The organism is Pseudomonas sp. ICMP 3272 (assembly GCF_001466905.1).
Taxonomy (GTDB): Bacteria; Pseudomonadota; Gammaproteobacteria; order Pseudomonadales; family Pseudomonadaceae; genus Aquipseudomonas; species Aquipseudomonas amygdali.
The window spans coordinates 18,030-39,660 of record NZ_LKEK01000074.1; the positions used below are offsets into that span (position 1 = coordinate 18,030).

A 21,631-nucleotide genomic window follows, 5' to 3' on the forward strand; every position below is an offset into this window, starting at 1 on the left:
AGCTCTTTGACAGTTTTTTGAAGTTTATTTCACAGCCTGACGAATAGAGCTTGGCGGACGTACACAGCACGTTTAAAGTCGGAAGTCCGCCCACGCCGAATCTGCCTTCACTCCCCCTCGGGCGCAGCCTCTTCACTGCTCTGCGGCCCTTGTTCTACGGGGCTTTCAGAGATATTCCGGCAATCGTCCCAGATCAACTCGCTTTGCGCGGTATTGGCCAGCAGCAACGGCAGTGCGGACTGCGCCTTGTTGGCCACGTCGTGGAAGACCACCGTGCCCTTGCGCCAGAGCAGCATGAGGGTCAACACGCGGTCGCCCACCTGCTCTGCCGAAAGCCGCCCGGTGTTGTCATCGGCGTCGATGTTCCACAATGACACGCGTAAATGCTCGGCGCGGAAGAAGTCTCCGCTGTCGGCCCGCCGATGGCCGTAAGGCGGGCGAAACAGCGGCACGAAGTTATCCGGCAGCACACGCTGAACCAGTGCCGCACTGCGTTGCACTGAGTCCTGCCAGTCCAGCCACTGGCTATGCGAACGATACTCCCACCCTTGAATGCCCACGCACTGCTGGCGATACAGCGCCTGCAAGCTTGTGGTCGATGTGCTGTCGAGGCGTTCCTGAAGGCTTTTGCCCAGCACAAAGAAGGTGGCGGTCATCTTCTGCTGGCGCATGAAGTCGGCCAGCCAGTCGGTTCCGCCATCGGCCGGGCTCGGGCCGCTTTCGAAATTGAGCATGAAGGTACGGTCCGGCATCTCGTCGCCACTCATCTCATCAGAGTTGTAGCGCTCGATCTCGCTGCTGGTCTGCGGGAACAAGGCAGCCATGAATAGCAGCTCGTTCAAATAACGCTGATGGAACACGGCGCCGGGTCTGGCCCAGTTGGCGTAGAACGAATCGTTCGACACCTGAAATTCTTCAGCGCGCTGACGCAGCTGGTCCATGTCCTCGACCAGCACGCAAAAGTTGGCATCCTGCTCGCAGCTCTTTTGAGCATTCTGATAGTTTTCCAGCAAGCGCAGCCACAGACGATGGCGGACCACGTTCAACGAAGGCACGTTGACGAAGCGCAGGCCGAGGCGCTGCTTGAGCCCCTCCTCGTCCAGCTTCTCGCTGAGGTACAGTTCGTGGGCAAAGGCAAGGATTTCCGCGCGCGACGCGACGTCGAACAACCCCGGCGTTTCAAGGCGCTCAGGCCATACACTGCGGTCTATGGTGGCAGTGACCGGCACTGCCGCCTGCGCCTGGAGCCAGAACAGACCTGCACACACTGCTAAAACAATACGCAAACCCGATGCCCTCTCGATCAACCGTTAACATCATGACCAACGCGCCACTATAGCTGATATGAGCCTGGCTTCTTATGTCGGTGCGCATACAAAGCCGCACGACATGCTGGCGTGACAAACACGCCGAATTCTATCGTTACCATAGCTGGAGTCGTGGGCCATCAGCCCCTAGAATCCCCGGACGATCAAAGGAGACGACTTCATGCTGATGGTGATTTCCCCGGCAAAAACCCTCGATTTCGAGACCCCGCCCACGACCGGACGCTTCACTCAGCCGCAGTATCTGGATCACTCTCAGGAGTTGATCACCCAACTGCGTGAACTGACGCCGGCGCAGATCAGCGAACTGATGCACTTGTCCGACAAGCTTGCCGGGCTGAACGCGGCACGCTTCGGCAGCTGGAACCCGGCCTTCACGCTCGACAATGCCAAGCAGGCGCTGCTGGCCTTCAAGGGCGATGTGTATACCGGCCTGCAGGCCGAAACACTGAGCGACGCGCAGCTCGACTACGCCCAGGATCACCTGCGCATGCTGTCCGGCCTCTATGGGCTGCTGCGCCCGCTGGACCTGATGCAGCCGTATCGCCTGGAAATGGGCACGCGACTGGCCAACGCTCGTGGCAAGGATCTCTACGCGTTCTGGGGCACGCAGATCAGCGAATGGTTGAATGAAGCGCTGGCAGCTCAGGGCGACGACCTGCTGCTCAATCTTGCATCTACCGAGTACTTCTCTGCGGTCAAACGTTCAGCGCTCAACGCCCGGATCATTGACACCGAGTTCAAGGACTTCAAGAACGGGCAGTACAAGATCATCAGCTTCTATGCCAAGAAAGCGCGCGGCATGATGAGCCGTTTCGTCATTGAGGAACGTATCAACAGCCCCGAGGCGTTACAAGCGTTCGATGTTCAGGGCTATCGTTATAACCGTGAGCAGTCGACGCCCGACAAGTTGGTGTTTTTGCGCAACGTCACAGAAGACTAGATACTGTAACCGTCGTGTAACGCATGGTTGTTACACGACCTGTCCTACGATCCAACAGCAAATGCCAACATCGTGACGCCAGATAAACGTCAACTTTTCGACGGCACACTCCCGCCTGATTTTTTCATGAAAAAAAATCCATTTTTTTACGTAGTGGCTTTTTAGCTTTTTACCGTAATAGCACTTCAATATCTACCCCTCTGTAATCCCCGCAAACTAAGGCTTTTAAGAAAAAAGCCATCATCGCGATACTGCCCCCGTCACAAACTGGATACACCAAAATCCGCAAATCAGGACGAGCGGCCCGGAACTAAATGGGAATTCCTACGCTCCTACATCCCGTAACAATTCTGGGCTGACGTGTAAGAGATCACTTACAGGTCGACCGGAAAAACGGGAAGTTACCGACAGGGAAGCCAGGTTCACACAACACTGGCGTCAGGTATCAGAACTAAACTCACATCACTAGTTGATGTTGTAGACAGGCGAAGCGCCAAACAGGTGTGATGCGCAGGATTCGACAAGGTCTGCCAAGGCTCTAGCCACAGGTTTTCCGAACGAGGTCCGCCGTCAATCGTCAAACAGGAGTGGTTTACTGCATCCAAGGAGAGCAGGGCCCTGCCCACCGGACAGGTCACTTGCCGCTTGTACTTAGTGTCATTTGAGTTCGCCTCACCTATTTGGGCACTCACTCATTAAATATGCCTGCGTTAGTTCTACGGCGTTGTTAGCCGTAACGGATAGCGCGTGACATCTGCTGGCCAAAATTAATATCCAGCCAATTTATGGCGTGAAAAATCGAGGAGAATACGATGCGTATCAGCATATTTGGTTTGGGTTATGTCGGTGCAGTCTGTGCCGGTTGCCTGTCTGCCCGCGGTCACGATGTAGTTGGTGTGGATATTTCCAGCACCAAGATCGATCTGATCAACAACGGCAAATCACCTATCGTTGAACCGGGTCTGGAAGAACTGCTGCAGAAAGGTATCAGTACCGGAAAACTGCGCGGCACTACCGACTTCGCCGAAGCCATTCGCGCCACTGACCTGTCGATGATCTGTGTCGGTACGCCGAGCAAGAAGAACGGCGATCTGGAACTCGATTACATCGAGTCGGTATGCCGCGAAATCGGCTATGTCCTGCGTGACAAAGCCACCCGCCACACCATCGTTGTTCGCAGTACTGTGTTGCCAGGCACGGTTGCCAACGTGGTCATCCCGATTCTGGAAGACTGCTCCGGCAAAAAAGCCGGTGTTGATTTCGGTGTCGCCGTAAACCCTGAGTTCCTGCGTGAAAGTACCGCAATCAAGGACTACGATCTGCCGCCAATGACCGTGATCGGCGAGTTCGATAAAGCCTCGGGCGACGTACTGCAATCGCTGTACGAAGAACTCGACGCACCGATCATCCGCAAGGACATCGCCGTTGCCGAAATGATCAAGTACACCTGCAACGTGTGGCACGCCACCAAGGTTACTTTCGCCAACGAAATCGGCAACATTGCCAAGGCCGTCGGCGTCGATGGTCGTGAAGTGATGGACGTGGTCTGCCAGGACAAGGCGCTGAACCTGTCCCAGTACTACATGCGCCCAGGCTTCGCATTCGGCGGCTCCTGCCTGCCTAAAGACGTTCGCGCCCTGACCTACCGCGCCAGCAGCCTGGATGTCGAAGCGCCGTTGCTCAACTCGCTGATGCGCAGCAACACCTCGCAAGTGCAGAACGCTTTCGACATGGTTGCCAGCTATGACACCCGCAAGGTTGCACTGTTGGGCCTGAGCTTCAAGGCAGGTACTGACGACCTGCGCGAAAGCCCGCTGGTAGAACTGGCCGAAATGCTGATCGGCAAGGGCTTCGACCTGAGCATCTTCGACAGCAACGTCGAATATGCACGCGTTCACGGTGCCAACAAGGACTACATCGAATCCAAGATTCCGCACGTATCGTCGCTGCTGAATTCGGACTTCGATCAGGTCATCAACGACTCTGACGTGATCATCCTTGGCAACCGCGATGAGCGTTTCCGCGCCCTCGCCAACAAGACTCCCGAAGGCAAGCGCGTCATCGATCTGGTGGGTTTCATGACCAACGCCACCAGCGAAGACGGTCGCGCCGAAGGTATCTGCTGGTAAATCAGCCGCAAGCCACAAGCGCCAGGCTCCAGGCCACAGGCTCAAGCAATGTGCTTGCAGCCTGGGGCTTGAGGCTCGCAACTGACTTAGGGATACGATTATGCAGAGGCTCAAGCACGGCCTGTTACAGGCCGCAGGTTGGCTGTTCTATTTAAGTTTACTTATGGGCCTTGCCGCGGCATTGCCTACCAGTATCTTCGACTCACAGTCGAAGAACTTTATATTCCTGATTGGCGCCGTTGGTATCTGGCGCTACTCGATGGGAATCACGCACTTCGTACGCGGGATGATTTTCCTGTACATCGTCTACCCGCACTTGCGCCGCAAGGTTCGCAAGCTGGGCAGTGCAGCAGATCCGTCCCATGTGTTTCTGATGGTCACCAGCTTCCGCATCGACGCGCTGACCACCGCACAGGTCTACAACTCGGTTATCCGCGAAGCCATCGACTGTGGTCTGCCGACGACTATCGTCTGCTCGCTGGTGGAAATGTCCGATGAGCTGCTGGTCAAGAGCATGTGGGCGAAGTTCAACCCGCCGGAGCGCGTCAAGCTGGACTTCGTACGCATTCCGGGCACCGGCAAGCGCGATGGTCTGGCCTATGGCTTCCGCGCCATCTCGCGTCACTTGCCTGACAGCCGTGCCGTGGTTGCAGTGATCGACGGCGACACCGTGCTCAACGAAGGTGTGGTCGCCAAGACCGTGCCGTGGTTCCAGCTGTTCGACAATGTCGGCGGCCTGACCACCAACGAGTTCTGCGAAGTACGTGGCGGCTACATCATGAGCGAGTGGCACAAGCTGCGTTTCGCTCAGCGTCACATCAACATGTGCTCGATGGCCCTGTCCAAACGCGTATTGACCATGACCGGTCGCATGTCGGTGTTCCGCGCAACCGTGGTAACCGACCCCGAGTTCATTGCCGACGTGGAAAGCGACTCGCTCAATCACTGGCGTCTGGGCACCTTCCGCTTCCTGACCGGCGACGACAAGTCCAGCTGGTTCAGCCTGATGCGCCTGGGGTACGACACGTTCTACGTGCCGGACGCAGCGATCAACACCGTAGAACACCCGCCCGAAAAGAGCTTCCTGAAGGCCAGCCGCAAGCTGATGTATCGCTGGTACGGCAACAACCTTCGTCAGAACTCGCGTGCACTGGGTCTGGGCGTACGTCGCCTGGGGATTTTCACCAGCATCGTACTGTTCGACCAGCGGGTGTCGATGTGGACCTCCATCCTCGGTCTGACCGTCGCCCTGATCGCCAGCTTCAAGTATGGCGGCGCGTTCCTGTTGATGTATCTGCTGTGGATCGGCATGACCCGTCTGATCCTCACCCTGCTGCTGTCCCTCTCGGGGCACAGAATCGGGCCTGCCTACCCGATCATTCTCTATTACAACCAGATCGTCGGCGCGCTGATGAAGATCTATGTCTTCTTCCGCCTGGACCGCCAGTCCTGGACTCGCCAGGACACCAAACTAAGCCGCGACATGGCCAGCTTTCAGGGCTGGTTCAACACGTGGTCGTCCCGAACCATGACTTTCTCGGCTGGCACCATCTTCGTCGCTGTGCTGTTGACGATGGTTTGACCGGGCCAACGGATTAATCGCTTAAGTAGGAAAATTAGCCATGAATACAGCCGTGAATGCGAACGTCGTACATGAATCCGAAGCCCAGCGCCAACACGCGCGGATCAAGATCCCTGCCAAGCTGCGCCTGCTGAATGATCAGCCCAACGCGCCACTGGTACGTATCGAAGACCTGTCGGCCGGTGGCCTGAGCTTCGTTGCTCCGTCCGGGCAGAAATTCAGCGAAGGGCAGATCGTCAAGGGACGCCTGCAGTTCATCATCGACAACCTTGGCCTGGCCATGGACGTCGATCTGCAGGTGCGCTCGATCGACAACGCCAGCAACCGCATCGGTTGCCAGTTCCAGAATCTGGAACCTCAGGACATCGCTACCCTGCGCCACCTGATCACCTCGCACCTGTCCGGCGAAGTCGTCACCCTGGGCGAAGTGCTGGCCACGCTGCAGCGCGACAACTTCACCAAGGCACGCAAGGTCAAGGGCAAGGACAGCGGCATGAGCGCCATGGGTCGCCTGCGCGCCGTGACCTTCAGCCTGGGCGTGTTCATTGTCGGTCTGGCCGCTTTCGGCTTCATCTTCAAGACAATCTACGGCCTGTACTTCGTCAGCCATGCATCGGCCGGTCTGGTCACCATTCCAAGCATGGACGTGACCATGCCACGTGAAGGTACCGTACAAAGCCTGGTCGCCCAGAATGGCGAAGCCGCCAAAGGCGCGCCACTGGCAACCTTCAACACCAGCATGCTGGAAATGCTCAAAGGCAGCCTGACCGGTGAAGACCTGCAGCCCGCCAAGATCGAAGAGCTGTATGGCAAGCAGATGAGCGGCACAATGACTAGCCCGTGCGATTGCGTCGTGGCTCGCCAACTGGTTGCCGACGGTCAGTTCGCGTCCAAGGGTCAGGTGATCTTCCAACTGGTGCCACGCAATGCGCCGGCCACTGTTGAAGCTCGCTTCACCTATCGCCAGTTCAACGACGTCAAGCCAGGCACACGTGTCAGCTTCCAGATCGCTGGCGAAGACAAACTGCGCACCGGTCAGATCGTCAGCAGCACCAACCTCAGCGACGCCGACCTGTCCACTGACATCCGCGTGCAGATCAAGCCTGACGAAAGCCTGAGCAGCTCGCTTGCCGGTCGCCCTGTCGAAGTGGTCAGCGATCGCGGCCCGTCCGTGAACTGGCTGATCGATAAAGCAATGGCTGCGGGTCTGTAACCATGAACAGCCCACTACGACGCCTGTCGACCCCCACGCTACTGAGCCTCGCCGTCGCGCTCGGCCTGAGCGGCTGTGCCGGCCTGCCTGATCAACGCCTTGCCAATGAAGCCCTGAAAAACGGCGACACTGCATTGGCGGAGCAGAACTATCGGCAACTGGCGGACCTGGGCTACAGCGACGCGCAAGTCGGCCTTGCTGATATTCAGGTCGCGACTCGCGACCCGGCTCAGCTCAAGCAGGCCGAGGCTACCTACCGCGCTGCCGCGCAGACCTCCCCTCGGGCGCAGTCGCGCCTGGGCCGTCTGCTGGCGGCCAAGCCCGACGCTACCGAAGCCGAACATCGCGAAGCCGAAGGCCTGCTGAAAAAGGCCTTCGCCAATGGCGAATCCGGCACCCTGATCCCGCTGGCGATGCTGTATCTGCAATACCCGCACACCTTCCCTGAAGTGAATGCGCAGCAGAAGATCAGTGAGTGGCGCGCTGCCGGTTATCCGGAGGCAGGTCTGGCTCAGGTGCTGCTGTATCGCACGCAAGGCACTTATGCTCAACACCTCGATGAGGTCGAGAGCATCTGCAAACAGGCACTGTCAGCCACGGATATCTGCTACGTCGAGCTGGCTACTGTCTACCAGACACGCGGCCAGGCCGAGCAGCGCACGGCCTTGATCGAAAAGCTCAAGAGCGACTACGCCGCTGGCCGCGTCAATGCTCAACGAGTGGACAGCGTCGCGCGCGTACTGGGTGACTCCACCATCGGTACGCCAGACGAAAAAACCGCTCAGCAATTGCTGGAAAGCGTTGCGCCGGGCTACCCGGTCTCGTGGGTCACGCTGGCCAAACTGCTTTACGACTTCCCCGAACTGGGCGACGTCAACAAGATGATGGAATACCTGAACAACGGCCGCGCGGCGGATCAGCCTCGCGCCGAGCTGCTGCTTGGACGCCTGTACTACGAAGGCAAATGGGTCACGCCCGATGCCTTCAAGGCCGAGGAGCACCTGAAGAAAGCCACAGCAACGGAAATTTCCGCCCATTACTACCTGGGTCAGATCTACCGCCGTGGCTACCTCGGTCAGGTGTACTCGCAAAAAGCCGTGGACGAGTTGCTGACCGCCGCCCGTGGTGGCCAGAACAGCGCCGACTTCGCACTCGCGCAACTGTTCTCGCAGGGCAAGGGCACGATGCCCGACCCGGTCAACGCCTGGGTGTTCGCACAACTGGCGCTGGCCAGTCAGACCCCGCAAGCGACCGAGCTTGCCGAGGCCCTCAATACACAACTGCCGCCTGAAAAGCTCGCCACCGCCAAAGACCTGTTGGCACGCGAGCAAAAAGTCCGGGGCGCTACCGCTACTCAGAACGCGATGGCATTGCAGGCCCTGCAAGAAGAAAAAGACGGTGAGGAAGCATTATGAAGTTGAATCCCCTGATGGCCGCCGGCATGGGCCTTGGCTTCACCCTGTTGTGGGCCTGCCCGACACTGGCAGCGCTGACCGAACAACCGCAAAATTTCGGTATCGAAATCAAAGCCACGGCGCAGGCCGAGGATGATCGCGATCTGGGCACCCGTTCGGGCGGCGACGTCAACGGTGTGGGCCTGGACCTGCGCCCTTGGGTCTATGGCGAGCGCGGCGACTGGAGCGGTTACGCGATGGGCCAGGTGGTCACCGCCACCGACATCATTCAGACCGACCCGCTGGAGCAGAGCAACAGCGACGGCAGCGGCACCCAGACTTCGCGTGGCACGGCCAGCGAGCGCGAAACCGACAAGACCTACGCCGCACTGCGTGAGTTCTGGATCGGCTACAGCGGTTTCACGCCCTACCCTGGCGAGATCCTGAAAGTCGGTCGTCAGCGTCTGCGTAACGACGACGGTCAATGGCACGACACCAATATCGAGGCCATCAACTGGTCGTTCGATACCACGCTGCTGCGCGCTGAACTGGGTGCTGCCCAGCGTTTCAGCGAATACCGCACCGACCTGACCGAACTGGCACCTGACGACGAAGATCGCAAGCACCTGTTCGGCTCGGTGAGCTACCAGTGGACACCAGGCCATTGGGCCGGTATCCGTGCTCACCACAGTGCCGACGACGGCAAGCTCAAGTCGCAGGGCCAGGTGCTGGATGATCTGGACAAGACCTCCAATGGCGATCTGACCTGGGTCGGCCTGCAGGCTGACAGCGATGCCTACAACTATCGCAGCAACACCAATCAGCTCAACTACTGGGGCAGCCTGACCTGGCTGAACGGAACGCGCGACGAGATCGGCGTGACCTCCGCTCCCAACGACCAGTTCATCGCCGGCGAAAAGAATAGCCGTGACATGAATGGCTGGGCCACCGACCTGGGCCTGCGCCTGCGTCTGGACCCGCAATGGCAAGTCGGCGCCGCCTACTCGCGCGCCAGCAAGGACTACGTCCAGAACGGTCTGGAAAGTAACCGCTCCAACTGGACCGGTACGCGTTCGCGCATCCATCGTTTCGGTGAAGCCTTCCAGGGCGAAATGGCCAACGTGGAAACCGGCTCGCTGTTCGCCTCCTGGCAGATGAACGAGGAATACGACGCGTCGCTGATCTACCACAAGTTCCGTCGCGTGGACGGCAACACCGGTATCGGTGGCTCGGGCATCAACGCGGTGAACGACAACCAGAACGGTACGTTCAGCTCGCTGCCGCTGGAAGACGGCAGCAAGGACCTGGGTCAGGAAATGGACCTGGTCGTGACCAAGTACTTCAAGCAAGGCCTGCTGCCGGCTTCGCTGAGCCAGTCGTTCGATGAACCTTCGGCACTGGTGCGCCTGCGCGCAGGTGTCTTCAAGCCAGGCGACGCGTATCAGAACAACGTGGACAGCTACATGCACCGCGCTGTTGTCGACGTCATCTGGCGCTTCTGATGCGAACCGCCAAAGGAGTGCCAGAGATGAACAGTCATACAAGCAACGGGCGTAGCCGACACTGGCCGCACACCCTGCTCGAAAGCGCACTGCTGACCAGCGCCCTGCTGCTGGCCAGCGGTGTGGCGCTGGCCAACGCGCCTGTCGTACCCGACACACAGAAGGCGGTGGTCAAGGAGTTGCACCAGGCCAAGACCTACACCATCACCAGCCCGCCGACCGAGCCGTTGGAAATGGCCAAGCCGGTGTTGCCCGACCTCAAGGGCTACACCGCCGAAGCCGCCCTGAAAAAGATCGTGCGCAACAAACCGGGCAAGGTCACTGTTTCGCGGATGATGGAAGAAACCGGCCTGAAGGAATTCATCGGCGGCGATAACAAGATGGCCGAATGGGTCAACCGTCAGCGCGGCATCCCGCAGGCCATCATGATTTCCGACGGCTACGTGAACCTGCAGGACCTGGCCAAAAAGGTGCCCAAGCAGTTCCTCAACGAAGTGTCGCCGGGTGTCTATGTGGCGCGCCTGCCGATCCTGGTCAAGGAGACCGGGATCTTCGAGATCGACAGCAAGACCAAGGAATTGCGTCTGTCTCAGGAAAAAGGTTCGTTCATCGTCAGCGAAGGCAAGATGCTGATCACCCACACTCAGGTCAATGCCTGGAGTGAAACCCGCAACAGCCTGGCGACCTATCGCAAGCCTGACGAGTTTCGTCCGTTCCTGTTGACCTGGGGTGGCTCGGAAACCTGGATCGCCAACACCAAAATGGCGAGCATGGGTTATGACCAGAGCAAGTCCTACGGCATCAGTATTTCCCAGTACACGCCCAATACCGCGAAGATTCTCAAGCGTGCCGAACCGACCGGCTGGATCATCGATTCAGAGTTCTCGGACATGTGGTACGGCTTCTACTGCTATGAAACCCGCGACTTCGTGGTCAAAGGCAACACCTACCGCGACAACATCATTTACGGCATTGACCCGCACGACCGTTCGCACGGTCTGATCATCGCCGAAAACGACGTTTACGGGACCAAGAAGAAGCACGGGATCATCATTTCCCGGGAAGTCGACAACAGCTTCATCTTCCGCAACAAGAGCCACAACAACAAATTGTCCGGCGTGGTTCTGGACCGTAACAGCGTCGGCAACATCGTCGCCTACAACGAGATCTATCAGAACCACACTGACGGCATCACCCTGTACGAAAGCGGCAACAACCTGCTGTGGGGCAATCGCGTGATCGCCAACCGCCGCCACGGTATCCGCGTGCGTAACAGCGTGAACATCAAGCTGTACGAGAACGTCGCCATGGGCAACGGCCTGATGGGCGTTTATGGCCACATCAAGGACTTGAGCGACACCGACCGCGACATTGAGCTCGATCCGTTCGACGCTCAGGTCTCGCTGATCATGGTTGGCGGCGAACTATCCAGCAATGGTTCCGGCCCGCTGTCCATCGACTCGCCACTGAGTGTCGAGCTGTATCGCGTCTCGATGCTGATGCCTACCAAAGAAGTCGGCATCAGCCTCAACGGCGTCCTCGGTGAGCGCCAGGACGAAATCCTCGACCTGCTGGTACGCCAGAAGAAAGCCGTATTGATCGACCCCGTCGAAAGCCAGACCGAGCTGCGGGAATGAGGAAGGGTATTGTTATGCACGCACATCTGATCAAGCTGTTGAGCCTGTCCAGCCTCACCGCCGCCTTGATGGCCGCCGCTGGTGTCGCTCGGGCAGACGACTCGCAAGCGCCGACGTTCAAGGCCGAGCCTTGCTGCTCGCTGTGCCCGGCCGCGCATGATGCGAAAAACTACACCACGCGCTATCAGCAGAACTTCACCACACTGGTCCAGGCGCAGGGTGACTGGCTGTTCCGGACTCAGGAAGACCTGCGCACCGAGTTCGACACCACGCCTGCCGGCTACCGCCGCATGAAAGAACTGCACGATGCGTTCAAGAGCAAGGGTGTCGAACTGGTCGTGGTCTATCAACCGACCCGTGGTCTGGTAGATCGCAACAAGCTGTTTCCGGCCGAACGCGACAAGTTCGACTATGACAAGGCGCTGAAAAACTATCAGGCCATGCTCGGCCGCTTCAGCAAGATGGGTTACTGGGTCCCGGACCTGTCGCCGTTGACCAACGAGCAGCAGGCGCATGACTTCTACTTCCGCGGTGACCAGCACTGGACGCCTTACGGCGCACAACGCACGGCGAAAATCGTCGCCGAAACCGTGAAAAAGATTCCGGCCTACGGCGATATCCCCAAGCGTGAGTTCGAAAGCCATATTTCCGGTCGCATGGGCAAAACGGGCACTTTGCACAATATGGCGGGTCAATTGTGCGGCACCAGCTACGCGATCCAGTACATGGATCAATTCACCACCGAACCCAAGGGTGAGGCGGGCGACGGTGACCTGTTCGGCGATTCCGGCAACCCGGAGATCACGCTGGTCGGCACCAGTCACAGCGGCAAGAACTACAACTTCGCTGGCTTCCTGCAGGAATACATGGGCGCCGACGTGTTGAACGTAGCGTTCCCTGGTGGTGGTCTGGAAGGTTCGATGCTGCAGTACCTGGGCAGTGAAGACTTCCAGAAGCGTCCGCCGAAAATTCTCATCTGGGAATTCTCGCCGCTGTATCGCCTGGATCAGGAAACCATCTATCGCCAGATGATGGCGCTGCTGGACAACGGTTGCGAAGGCAAGCCTGCGGTCATGAGCGCCAGCACCACCCTCAAGCCGGGTACCAACGAAGTGTTGGTCAACGGCAAGAATGGCATCAAGGACATTCGTAACGGCAGTAATCAGATCGACATCAAGTTTGATGACACCTCGGTGAAAGTCCTTCAAGCCAGGCTCTGGTACATGAACGGGCGTCACGAGGATCTGAAAATCGAAAAACCGGAAACGTCCGATACCGACGGACGCTTCGCGTTCGAACTGCGCGAAGACGAGGACTGGGCTAACCAGCAATTGCTGGCGCTGGAAATCCAGGGACCGGAAGCAGGCACGGCACCACAGAAAGTCGAAGCCAAAGTATGCAAACGCAACGTGTTCCCGAGCGCTGCGACACACACCGCTCAAGCCGGACTATGAGGTGACTTATGCAGACTCCTAAACTGATACGCCCTACCCTGCTGTCGATGGCAATTCTGTCATCGATGGCCTGGGCTACGGGTGCGTCCGCCGCACTGGTTCCACCCAAGGGCTATGATGCCCCGATCGAAAAAATGAAGACTGGCGATCACAATTTCAGCTGTGAAGCCATTCCAAAGCCGTACACCGACAAGCTGGTTTTCCGCAGCAAGTACGAAGGTTCGGACAAGGCACGTGCGACCCTCAACGCCGTGTCGGAAGAAGCATTTCGCGATGCGACCAAGGACATCACTGACCTTGAGCGCGGCGTCAGCAAAGTCGTGATGCAGTACATGCGCGACGGTCGTCCGGAACAGCTCGATTGCGCGTTGAACATGATGACCACTTGGGCCAAGGCCGATGCGCTGGAATCTCGCGAGTTCAACCACACCGGCAAGTCCATGCGCAAATGGGCACTGGGCAGCATGTCCTCCGCCTACCTGCGTCTTAAGTTCTCCGAGTCGCACCCGCTGGCCAATCGTCAGCAGGACGCGAAGATCATCGAAGCATGGTTCAGCAAGCTGGCCGACCAGGTGGTCAGCGACTGGAGCAATCTGCCGCTGGAAAAAATCAACAACCACTCGTACTGGGCTGCCTGGTCGGTGATGGCAACCGCTGTCGCCACCAATCGTCAGGACCTGTTCGACTGGGCCGTGAAGGAATACAAGGTCGCTGCCAATCAAGTGGACAAGGACGGTTTCCTGCCCAACGAGATGAAGCGCCGTCAGCGGGCACTGTCGTATCACAACTATGCACTGCCGCCGCTCGCGATGATTGCCAGCTTCGCCCAGGCCAATGGCGTGGACCTGCGTCCGGAAAACAATGGCGCCTTGAAGCGTCTGGGCGACCGGGTGCTGGCCGGCGTCAAGGATCCTTCGATTTTCGCTGAACACAACGGCGAGAAACAGGACATGACGGACCTGAAGAAAGATCCGAAATTCGCCTGGCTCGAACCGTACTGCTCGCTCTACACCTGCAGCCCGGATGTGCTTGAAGAGAAACACGAAAAGCAGCCATTCAAGACATTCCGTCTGGGCGGTGACCTGACCAAGGTCTACGACCCGACGCACGAGAAAGGCGACAAGGGCGACAACGACGGTTCGTGATTCACAGAGTTCTTTGTGGGAGCGAGCTTGCTCGCGAAGAGGCACGCCCAGGCGCTGAATCCGTGAGACCGGACCTCGCCTGAGCTGCTTCACCGACAAGCCGTAACGCGACGTGTTTTACCCCCCAATTTCAACGGGGGGTTTGGGGGGGCTTTGAGCCCTTGAATGTTGGACAAACGGAGAGATAAGGATGGTTTTCTCATCCAACGTGTTCCTGTTCCTGTTCATGCCGATCTTCCTCGGCTTGTACTACTTGAGCGGGCAACGCTATCGCAATCTGCTGTTGCTGATTGCCAGCTATATCTTCTACGCCTGGTGGCGTGTGGACTTTCTGGCGTTGTTCATCGGCGTGACCGTCTGGAACTACTGGATCGGTCTCAAGGTAGGCGCAGCAGGTGTGCGGACCAAACCGGCACAGCGCTGGCTGCTGCTCGGCGTAATCGTGGACCTGTGTATTCTGGGCTACTTCAAATACGCCAACTTCGGTGTGGACAGCATCAACGCAGCCATGACCTCGATGGGTCTGGAACCGTTCATCCTGACCCACGTGCTGTTGCCGATCGGTATCTCGTTCTATGTCTTCGAGTCCATCAGCTACATCATCGACGTTTACCGCGGTGACACCCCGGCCACGCGCAACCTGATCGACTTCGCTGCATTCGTCGCGATCTTCCCGCACCTGATCGCCGGCCCCGTGCTGCGTTTCCGCGATCTGGCCGACCAGTTCAACAACCGTACACACACGCTGGACAAGTTCTCTGAGGGTGCCACGCGCTTCATGCAGGGCTTCATCAAGAAAGTGTTCATCGCCGACACCCTGGCGGTGGTCGCCGACCACTGCTTCGCCTTGCAAAACCCGACCACCGGCGACGCCTGGCTGGGTGCGCTGGCCTACACCGCGCAGCTGTACTTCGACTTCTCCGGTTATAGCGACATGGCCATCGGTCTGGGTCTGATGATGGGTTTCCGCTTCATGGAAAACTTCAAACAGCCCTACATCAGCCAGTCGATCACCGAGTTCTGGCGTCGCTGGCACATCAGCCTGTCCACCTGGCTGCGTGATTACCTGTACATCACGCTGGGCGGCAACCGTGGCGGCAAGGTCGCGACCTACCGCAACCTGTTCCTGACCATGCTGCTCGGCGGTCTGTGGCACGGTGCCAACGTCACCTACATCATCTGGGGTGCCTGGCACGGCATGTGGCTGGCGATCGAAAAAGCGGTCGGTATCAACACCAAACCCTACAGTTTCAACCCGATCCGCTGGGCACTGACCTTCCTGCTGGTGGTCATAGGCTGGGTCATCTTCCGCGCTGAAAACCTGCATGTCGCCGGTCGTATGTACAGCGCCATGTTCAGCTTCGGCGAGTGGCAGCTGTCGGAACTCAACCGCGCCAGCCTGACCGGTCTGCAAGTGGCAACACTGGTGGTGGCGTATCTGACGCTGGCGTTCTTCGGTCTGCGCGACTTCTACCAGAACCGCGAAAAAGACACCGGCAAGAGCGCCAAGGCTGACGGTCCTGCGACCGCCCAACCGGGCACCATCAAGGCCGTTCCCGGCGATGCTCCCGGCAGTCTGCACCTGCCAGGCTACACCGTGGGCAGCGAAGCCCAGGTGCAGCCCGCGTACTGGGTTGCCGACTGGCCACGTTACGCCATGCGTGCACTGATCCTGCTGCTGTTCGTGGCTTCGATTCTCAAACTCTCGGCGCAAAGCTTCTCGCCGTTCCTTTACTTCCAGTTCTGAGGAGCCTGACATGACCCGTTCATTACGAATCCTCTATATCGCCATCTTCCTGGCCATTCTGCTGGTCCTGGGCGTCTGGTCGCTGCGCAGCTTCAGCACCTTCTCGACGTCGGCCGAGACCACTGTGCTCAACGGCAAATGGACCAAGGCGGCGGAAACTCATTACGACGATGAGTTCCCGATCAAGCGCCTGGGCACCAACCTCTGGGCGGCGCTGGATTTCAAACTGTTCAACGAAGGTCGTCCGGGCGTAGTGCTCGGCAAGGACCAGTGGTTGTACACCGACGAAGAGTTCGATGCGGTTGCCAACGGCGAGCAGAACGAAGCCGACAACCTGGCGATCATTCAGGGTGTGCGTGACGCGCTGGAAAAACAGGGCACCAAACTGGTCCTGGCGATCGTTCCGGCGAAGACCCGTCTGTACCCGGAACACATCGGTGACAACAAGCCTGCCAGCCTGCACACCGACCTGTATCAGCAGTTCCACGCTCAGGTCGCCAAGGCCGGGATCTTTGCCCCGGACCTGTTGGCACCGCTGCAAGCTGCCAAGCAACAGGGCCAGGTTTTCCTGCGCACCGACACCCACTGGACGCCAATGGGTGCCGAAGTCGCCGCGCAGCAACTGAGCGCCGCGATTGCCCAGAAAACACCACTGGAAGGTGAACCTGAGCAGTTCGTCACACAAGCCAAGGGAACCGAAGCCTACAAAGGTGACCTGACTACATTCCTGCCGCTCGATCCGCTGTTCAGCAACATGCTGCCCAAGCCGGACGAGTTGCAGAAACGCAGTACCGATCCGGTAGCAGGCGAAGCGGCAGGCGGTGACGCACTGTTCGCAGACAGCGACATCCCGGTGGGTCTGGTGGGCACCAGCTACAGCGCCAACCCTAACTGGAACTTCGTCGGTGCCTTGAAAGAAGCGCTGCGCAGCGATGTCGTCAACTACGCCGAAGACGGCCATGGCCCAATTCTGCCGATGCTCAAGTACCTGCAGACCGATGCTTTCAAGAACACCCCGCCGCAAGTGGTGATCTGGGAATTCCCGGAGCGCTACCTGCCGGCACACAACGATCTTGGCGAGTTCGATCCGAAGTGGATCGCCGAGCTGAAGAAATCGCGTGACACCCAAGAAAACGTGGCGCTCAACGCCAAACAATCCGAGTCGCCCAACCGGGCGCAAAACTGAGAGGACTGACTCATGACTTTTAACACTACTGCCAACCGTTCGGCCGCAAAACGCATTTTCAAAACCTGCGCAATGGCCGCAGGTCTGGGCCTGATGTCCCTGCAGGCTTTCGCCGGTGACTCCGCCCTGTACGGCCCGACCGCACCAAAAGGCTCGACCTTCGTGCGTGTCTACAACGCCAGCAACGCCGAAATCAGCGCCACCGTTGGCAACACCAACCTCAACGAAGTCGCGCCACTGGGCAGCACTGCGTTCAGCTTCATGCCACAGGGCGACTACACCGCCAAGCTGGGCAGCCAGAGCCTGCCGGTGAAACTGGCGGGTGATCACTACTACACCATCGTCAACAACGCCAGCGGCAAACCGCAGCTGGTTGAAGAGCCGCCGTTCAAGAACAAGCAGAAATCCCTGGTTCGCGTTCAGAACCTCAGCGACAAGTCCCTGACTCTGAAAACCGCCGACGGCAAGACCGAAGTGGTCAACGCCGTAGCGGCCAAAGGCACCGGCGAGCGTGAGATCAATCCGGTCAAAGTCAGCCTGGCGCTGTACGACGGCGACAAGAAAGTCACCGATGTGAAACCAGTGGCACTGGAGCGTGGCGAAGCCGCTGTGCTCTACATCACCGGCAGTGGCAGCAGCCTCTCGCCAGTGTGGGTCAAGCCACCGGTCGCAACCCGCTAAACGGATTATGCAGGTCGGTTCAGGGCATCAGCGTTGAACCGACCCGCGCGGAACAAGAACAAGACAGAAACGACAGACACCTCGTACGGCCCTAATTGAATGCTTTTGGAGAAACAAAATGATTCCAGTTATCTTGTCAGGCGGTAGTGGTTCACGACTCTGGCCGCTTTCGCGTAAACAATTCCCTAAACAGTTCCTGGCGTTGACCGGCGAGCACACCCTGTTCCAGCAAACCCTGGAGCGTCTGGTGTTCGAGGGCATGCAGGAGCCTATCGTGGTCTGCAACAAGGACCACCGTTTCATCGTCAACGAGCAACTGGCTGCACTGAACCTGGAAACCCAGGCGATCCTCATGGAACCGTTCGGCCGCAACACCGCGCCAGCCGTTGCCCTGACCGCCATGAAGCTGGTCAACGAAGGCAACGACGGCCTGATGCTGGTACTGCCAGCCGACCACGTCATCGAAGACCAAAAAGCCCTGCAACGCGCACTGGCTCTGGCAACCGTAGCCGCAGAACGTGGCGAAATGGTGCTGTTCGGCGTACCGGCCAACAAGCCTGAAACCGGCTACGGCTACATCAAGTCCACCGCCGATGCCCTGCTGCCAGAAGGCGTCAGCCGCGTGTCGCAGTTCGTCGAAAAGCCTGACGAAAAACGCGCCAGGGAATTCGTCGAAGCCGGTGGTTACTACTGGAACAGCGGCATGTTCCTGTTCCGCGCCAGCCGCTTCCTGGAAGAGCTGAAAAAGCACGATCCGGACATCTACGACACCTGCCTGCTGACCCTTGAGCGCAGCGTGCAGGACGGCGATGCGCTGGAAATCGACGCTTCCACCTTCGCCTGCTGCCCGGACAATTCCATCGACTACGCGGTCATGGAAAAAACCCAGCGCGCCTGCGTCGTACCGCTGTCGGCCGGCTGGAGCGATGTCGGCTGCTGGTCGTCGCTGTGGGAAGTCAACGCCAAGGACGCCAACGGCAACGTCACCAAGGGCGACGTCGTCATCCAGGACAGCCGCAACTGCATGATCCACGGCAACGGCAAACTGGTGTCGGTGATCGGTCTGGACAACATCGTGGTCGTCGAAACCAAGGACGCGATGATGATTGCCCACAAGGACAAGGTCCAGGGCGTCAAGCAGATGGTCGCCACCCTCAACGAACAGGGCCGCACCGAGACCCAGAACCACCTCGAAGTGTACCGTCCGTGGGGCTCCTACGATTCGGTGGACATGGGCGGTCGCTTCCAGGTCAAGCGTATCTCCGTCAAGCCGGGTGCCTGCCTGTCGCTGCAGATGCACCACCACCGCGCCGAACACTGGATCGTGGTATCCGGTACTGCGCAGGTGACCTGTGACGAGAACGTGTTCCTGCTCACCGAAAACCAGTCCACCTACATCCCGATCGCCTCGGTCCATCGCCTGCGCAACCCAGGCAAGATCCCGTTGGAAATCATCGAAGTGCAATCGGGCAGCTACCTGGGCGAAGACGACATCGAGCGTTTCGAAGATATCTACGGTCGTTCGAACGCGCTTGAAGCGGGTGTGAAGACGCAAACTATCGCTCGTTGATAGGGTTTTAGCTGCACGCTACATAGCCTCCGGCGACTCATTGTTGCCGGGGGCTTTTTCATTTGCATAGGTATGCTTGCTTATACACATTCATAACCCGCCAGGTACTTACAGTTCTGTAAACCTCAAGTCCCTGCAACCTTAAATACGCGGCTATTAGCCACTGTCATTTCTGTCAGTAGTACTACCTGCCCACCATGGTTAGGATTGTTTGAACGCAGCCAGCCAACGCTGCACGTTCAAACAGGAGCTATCCGATATGGCTACGCCATCTGCACCCACCCTCCCGACCCCGGTTGTACAAGGAGCGTCAGCAAAAAAAGAAATCTCGTTGAGTAAAGGCATCGTTCTGGAATTACCCGCATTCAAAGACCCACGCTGTACCTTCGTCATACTGAACCTGGTCAATGCAGATAACAGCAACCGTCCGCTGTTATCAGGCTCATCGCCCATAACATCAGGTGAACCAACAATCATAACGCTTGAGAATACAGGCACGGATCCATCCATGATCTTTAAACCGACCCACAAGGCCAGGATTACCGGCACTGTGCAGGTGACAGATATGGACACTTGGCCCGATACCCCGGAATCTGCCGTTTACAGCGTTATTGAGTAATATCAGCCTGGCGCGAAGAGACTTCGGTGAGCATCGGAGTTTCTTTGACCTGTCTCATGTACCGTCATTGGTCAACCACACTGGTTTCTGTAGGATGTCCGGCACTGCCCCCTGCTGGAGACCTGCATGTTTATCGGCATCCTGTTAATCCTGACCTGGCTTGTGTTGTTATTGCGCTACCCCGCCAAGGCCTTGCCGGTCTCGTTGGCTGCGGCGGTCGGGCTTGGGGTCGTGGCGGCTGTGGTGATCTGGCAGGACAGCCAGGAAACGCGCCAGCTTGAGCGCCTGGAAATCCGCCTCGGATACGATCCGCAAGGCTGCCCGGCAGATCGTCCCTTGCAGGTCAGCATCACCAATACCAATCAGGTCGCGTTGCAGGAACTGCGCTGGCGAATCGCAGCCTACGCGCCAGGCGACTCGGTGAATCTGGCGGATAACACCTACACCTCTGCACGCTACCGCGGCCCCGGCGAACTTCAGGCCAAAGGTACGTGGCAGGATTGCGTGCCGCTGCCTGCACTGCGCAATGGCTATCGCCCGCAAACCCTGGAATTTCGCGCAGAACATCTGCAAGGCAGCTTCTCGGACTGATCACAAGGATCTCCCTCATGCCCATCGCTTTGATTACAGGCTGTTCCAGCGGAATCGGTCGTGCACTGGCCGATGCGTTCAAGGCCACTGGCTATGAAGTCTGGGCCACTGCACGCAAGGCCGAGGATGTCGCTGCACTCAGTGCCGCGGGCTTCATTGCCGTGCAGCTGGATGTCAACGACGGACTGGCGCTGGAGCAACTGGCCGCCGGGCTGGAGCACAGCGGTCTGGATGTGTTGATCAATAACGCTGGCTATGGCGCGATGGGGCCGCTGCTCGACGGCGGCGTGGATGCCTTGCAGCGGCAGTTTGAAACCAATGTGTTTTCCGTCATCGGCGTTACCCGCGCGCTGTTTGCGGCGCTGCGTCGCAACAAAGGCCTGGTAGTCAATATCGGTAGCGTTTCAGGTGTATTGGTCACCCCTTTTGCGGGTGCTTACTGCGCTTCCAAGGCCGCGGTGCATGCCCTCAGCGATGCGCTGCGTCTGGAGTTGGCACCATTTGGCGTACAGGTGATGGAGGTCCAGCCCGGCGCCATTGCTTCAAGCTTCGCAAAAAACGCCAGTCACGAAGCCGAGCAGTTGATCAGCGAGCAATCACCCTGGTGGCCAATCCGCGAAGGCATTCGCGCACGCGCCAAGGCTTCACTGGACAACCCTACACCCGCAACAGAATTCGCCCGCGACCTGCTCAAAGCCGTGCAACACACCCATCCGCCACGCCTTCTGCGTCTTGGCAACGGCTCACGCCTGCTGCCGCTGATGGCGTGGTTGCTGCCCAAAGGGCTACTGGATATCGGCCTGAGAAAACGCTTTGGATTGAACACCGACTTGTGACGCAGAGCGTCACGAACTGCATTCCCACGCTGGTGAACTGCCCCCAAGAAGTTGGACACCAATCCGACCTCATGGGG

17 protein-coding genes are annotated in these 21,631 nt (G+C 58.5%); 16 read left to right on the forward strand and 1 reads right to left on the reverse strand.

All coding sequences use genetic code 11. The features are described from left to right. Window positions 1-107: 107 nt before the first annotated feature. Entirely contained in the window at window positions 108-1,286 is a 1,179-nt protein-coding gene (locus tag AO068_RS20670) for a polysaccharide deacetylase family protein (protein WP_058409309.1), read from the reverse strand. 202 nt (window positions 1,287-1,488) lie between these two features. On the opposite strand from AO068_RS20670, the gene yaaA reads away from it, so the two are divergent. The 16 genes from yaaA to AO068_RS20750 all read left to right on the forward strand — a co-directional run bounded on the left by yaaA (window position 1,489) and on the right by AO068_RS20750 (window position 21,554). Further along, window positions 1,489-2,268, forward strand: a complete 780-nt coding sequence (gene yaaA / locus AO068_RS20675) for a peroxide stress protein YaaA (RefSeq protein WP_058400621.1) — start codon at window positions 1,489-1,491, stop codon at window positions 2,266-2,268. An 812-nt stretch (window positions 2,269-3,080) separates the two neighbouring features. Next, window positions 3,081-4,397, forward strand: coding sequence for a nucleotide sugar dehydrogenase (locus AO068_RS20680; protein WP_002552256.1), 1,317 nt, complete (start codon window positions 3,081-3,083; stop codon window positions 4,395-4,397). Window positions 4,398-4,497: 100 nt separating this feature from the next. Next, complete coding sequence (alg8, locus tag AO068_RS20685) at window positions 4,498-5,979, forward strand: mannuronan synthase (protein ID WP_002552255.1); 1,482 nt, start codon at window positions 4,498-4,500, stop codon at window positions 5,977-5,979. Window positions 5,980-6,019: 40 nt separating this feature from the next. Next, window positions 6,020-7,192, forward strand: a complete 1,173-nt coding sequence (locus tag AO068_RS20690) for an alginate biosynthesis protein Alg44 (RefSeq protein ID WP_002552254.1) — start codon at window positions 6,020-6,022, stop codon at window positions 7,190-7,192. Window positions 7,193-7,194: 2 nt separating this feature from the next. Beyond that, window positions 7,195-8,607 (forward strand): alginate biosynthesis TPR repeat lipoprotein AlgK, encoded by a 1,413-nt coding sequence (gene algK / locus AO068_RS20695; protein WP_058400620.1) that lies wholly within the window; start codon window positions 7,195-7,197, stop codon window positions 8,605-8,607. Continuing rightward, window positions 8,604-10,088: an alginate export family protein gene (locus tag AO068_RS20700; RefSeq protein WP_058409304.1), complete on the forward strand. Its 1,485-nt coding sequence runs from the start codon at window positions 8,604-8,606 to the stop codon at window positions 10,086-10,088. The genes algK and AO068_RS20700 overlap by 4 nt, the downstream gene beginning before the upstream one ends. 26 nt (window positions 10,089-10,114) lie before the next feature. Next, window positions 10,115-11,725 (forward strand): mannuronan 5-epimerase AlgG, encoded by a 1,611-nt coding sequence (gene algG / locus AO068_RS20705; RefSeq protein ID WP_058409305.1) that lies wholly within the window; start codon window positions 10,115-10,117, stop codon window positions 11,723-11,725. A 14-nt stretch (window positions 11,726-11,739) separates the two neighbouring features. After that, the gene (locus AO068_RS20710) at window positions 11,740-13,179 is read left to right on the forward strand and encodes an alginate O-acetyltransferase AlgX-related protein (RefSeq protein WP_058400617.1); all 1,440 of its coding nucleotides are present in this window, start codon (window positions 11,740-11,742) and stop codon (window positions 13,177-13,179) included. Window positions 13,180-13,187: 8 nt separating this feature from the next. Beyond that, window positions 13,188-14,324, forward strand: a complete 1,137-nt coding sequence (locus AO068_RS20715; protein WP_005752927.1) for a mannuronate-specific alginate lyase — start codon at window positions 13,188-13,190, stop codon at window positions 14,322-14,324. Between the two features lie 190 nt (window positions 14,325-14,514). After that, window positions 14,515-16,071 carry an MBOAT family O-acyltransferase gene (locus AO068_RS20720; RefSeq protein WP_058400616.1) on the forward strand — a complete coding sequence of 519 codons (1,557 nt, stop codon included), beginning with the start codon at window positions 14,515-14,517 and terminating at the stop codon, window positions 16,069-16,071. A gap of 10 nt (window positions 16,072-16,081) precedes the next feature. Next, complete coding sequence (locus tag AO068_RS20725) at window positions 16,082-17,257, forward strand: alginate O-acetyltransferase (RefSeq protein WP_003365413.1); 1,176 nt, start codon at window positions 16,082-16,084, stop codon at window positions 17,255-17,257. 12 nt (window positions 17,258-17,269) lie between these two features. Then, window positions 17,270-17,938 carry an alginate O-acetyltransferase AlgF gene (locus AO068_RS20730; RefSeq protein WP_002552248.1) on the forward strand — a complete coding sequence of 223 codons (669 nt, stop codon included), beginning with the start codon at window positions 17,270-17,272 and terminating at the stop codon, window positions 17,936-17,938. Window positions 17,939-18,056: 118 nt separating this feature from the next. Beyond that, on the forward strand, window positions 18,057-19,508 hold the full coding sequence (locus tag AO068_RS20735; protein WP_004663964.1) for a mannose-1-phosphate guanylyltransferase/mannose-6-phosphate isomerase: 1,452 nt from the start codon (window positions 18,057-18,059) through the stop codon (window positions 19,506-19,508). A gap of 259 nt (window positions 19,509-19,767) precedes the next feature. After that, a complete protein-coding gene (locus AO068_RS20740) occupies window positions 19,768-20,127 on the forward strand; it encodes a hypothetical protein (protein ID WP_058409306.1) in 360 nt (119 codons plus the stop codon). 126 nt (window positions 20,128-20,253) lie between these two features. Beyond that, on the forward strand, window positions 20,254-20,718 hold the full coding sequence (locus tag AO068_RS20745) for a hypothetical protein (RefSeq protein ID WP_054077852.1): 465 nt from the start codon (window positions 20,254-20,256) through the stop codon (window positions 20,716-20,718). Between the two features lie 17 nt (window positions 20,719-20,735). Beyond that, window positions 20,736-21,554, forward strand: a complete 819-nt coding sequence (locus AO068_RS20750) for an SDR family oxidoreductase (RefSeq protein WP_058409307.1) — start codon at window positions 20,736-20,738, stop codon at window positions 21,552-21,554. Window positions 21,555-21,631 lie beyond the last annotated feature (77 nt).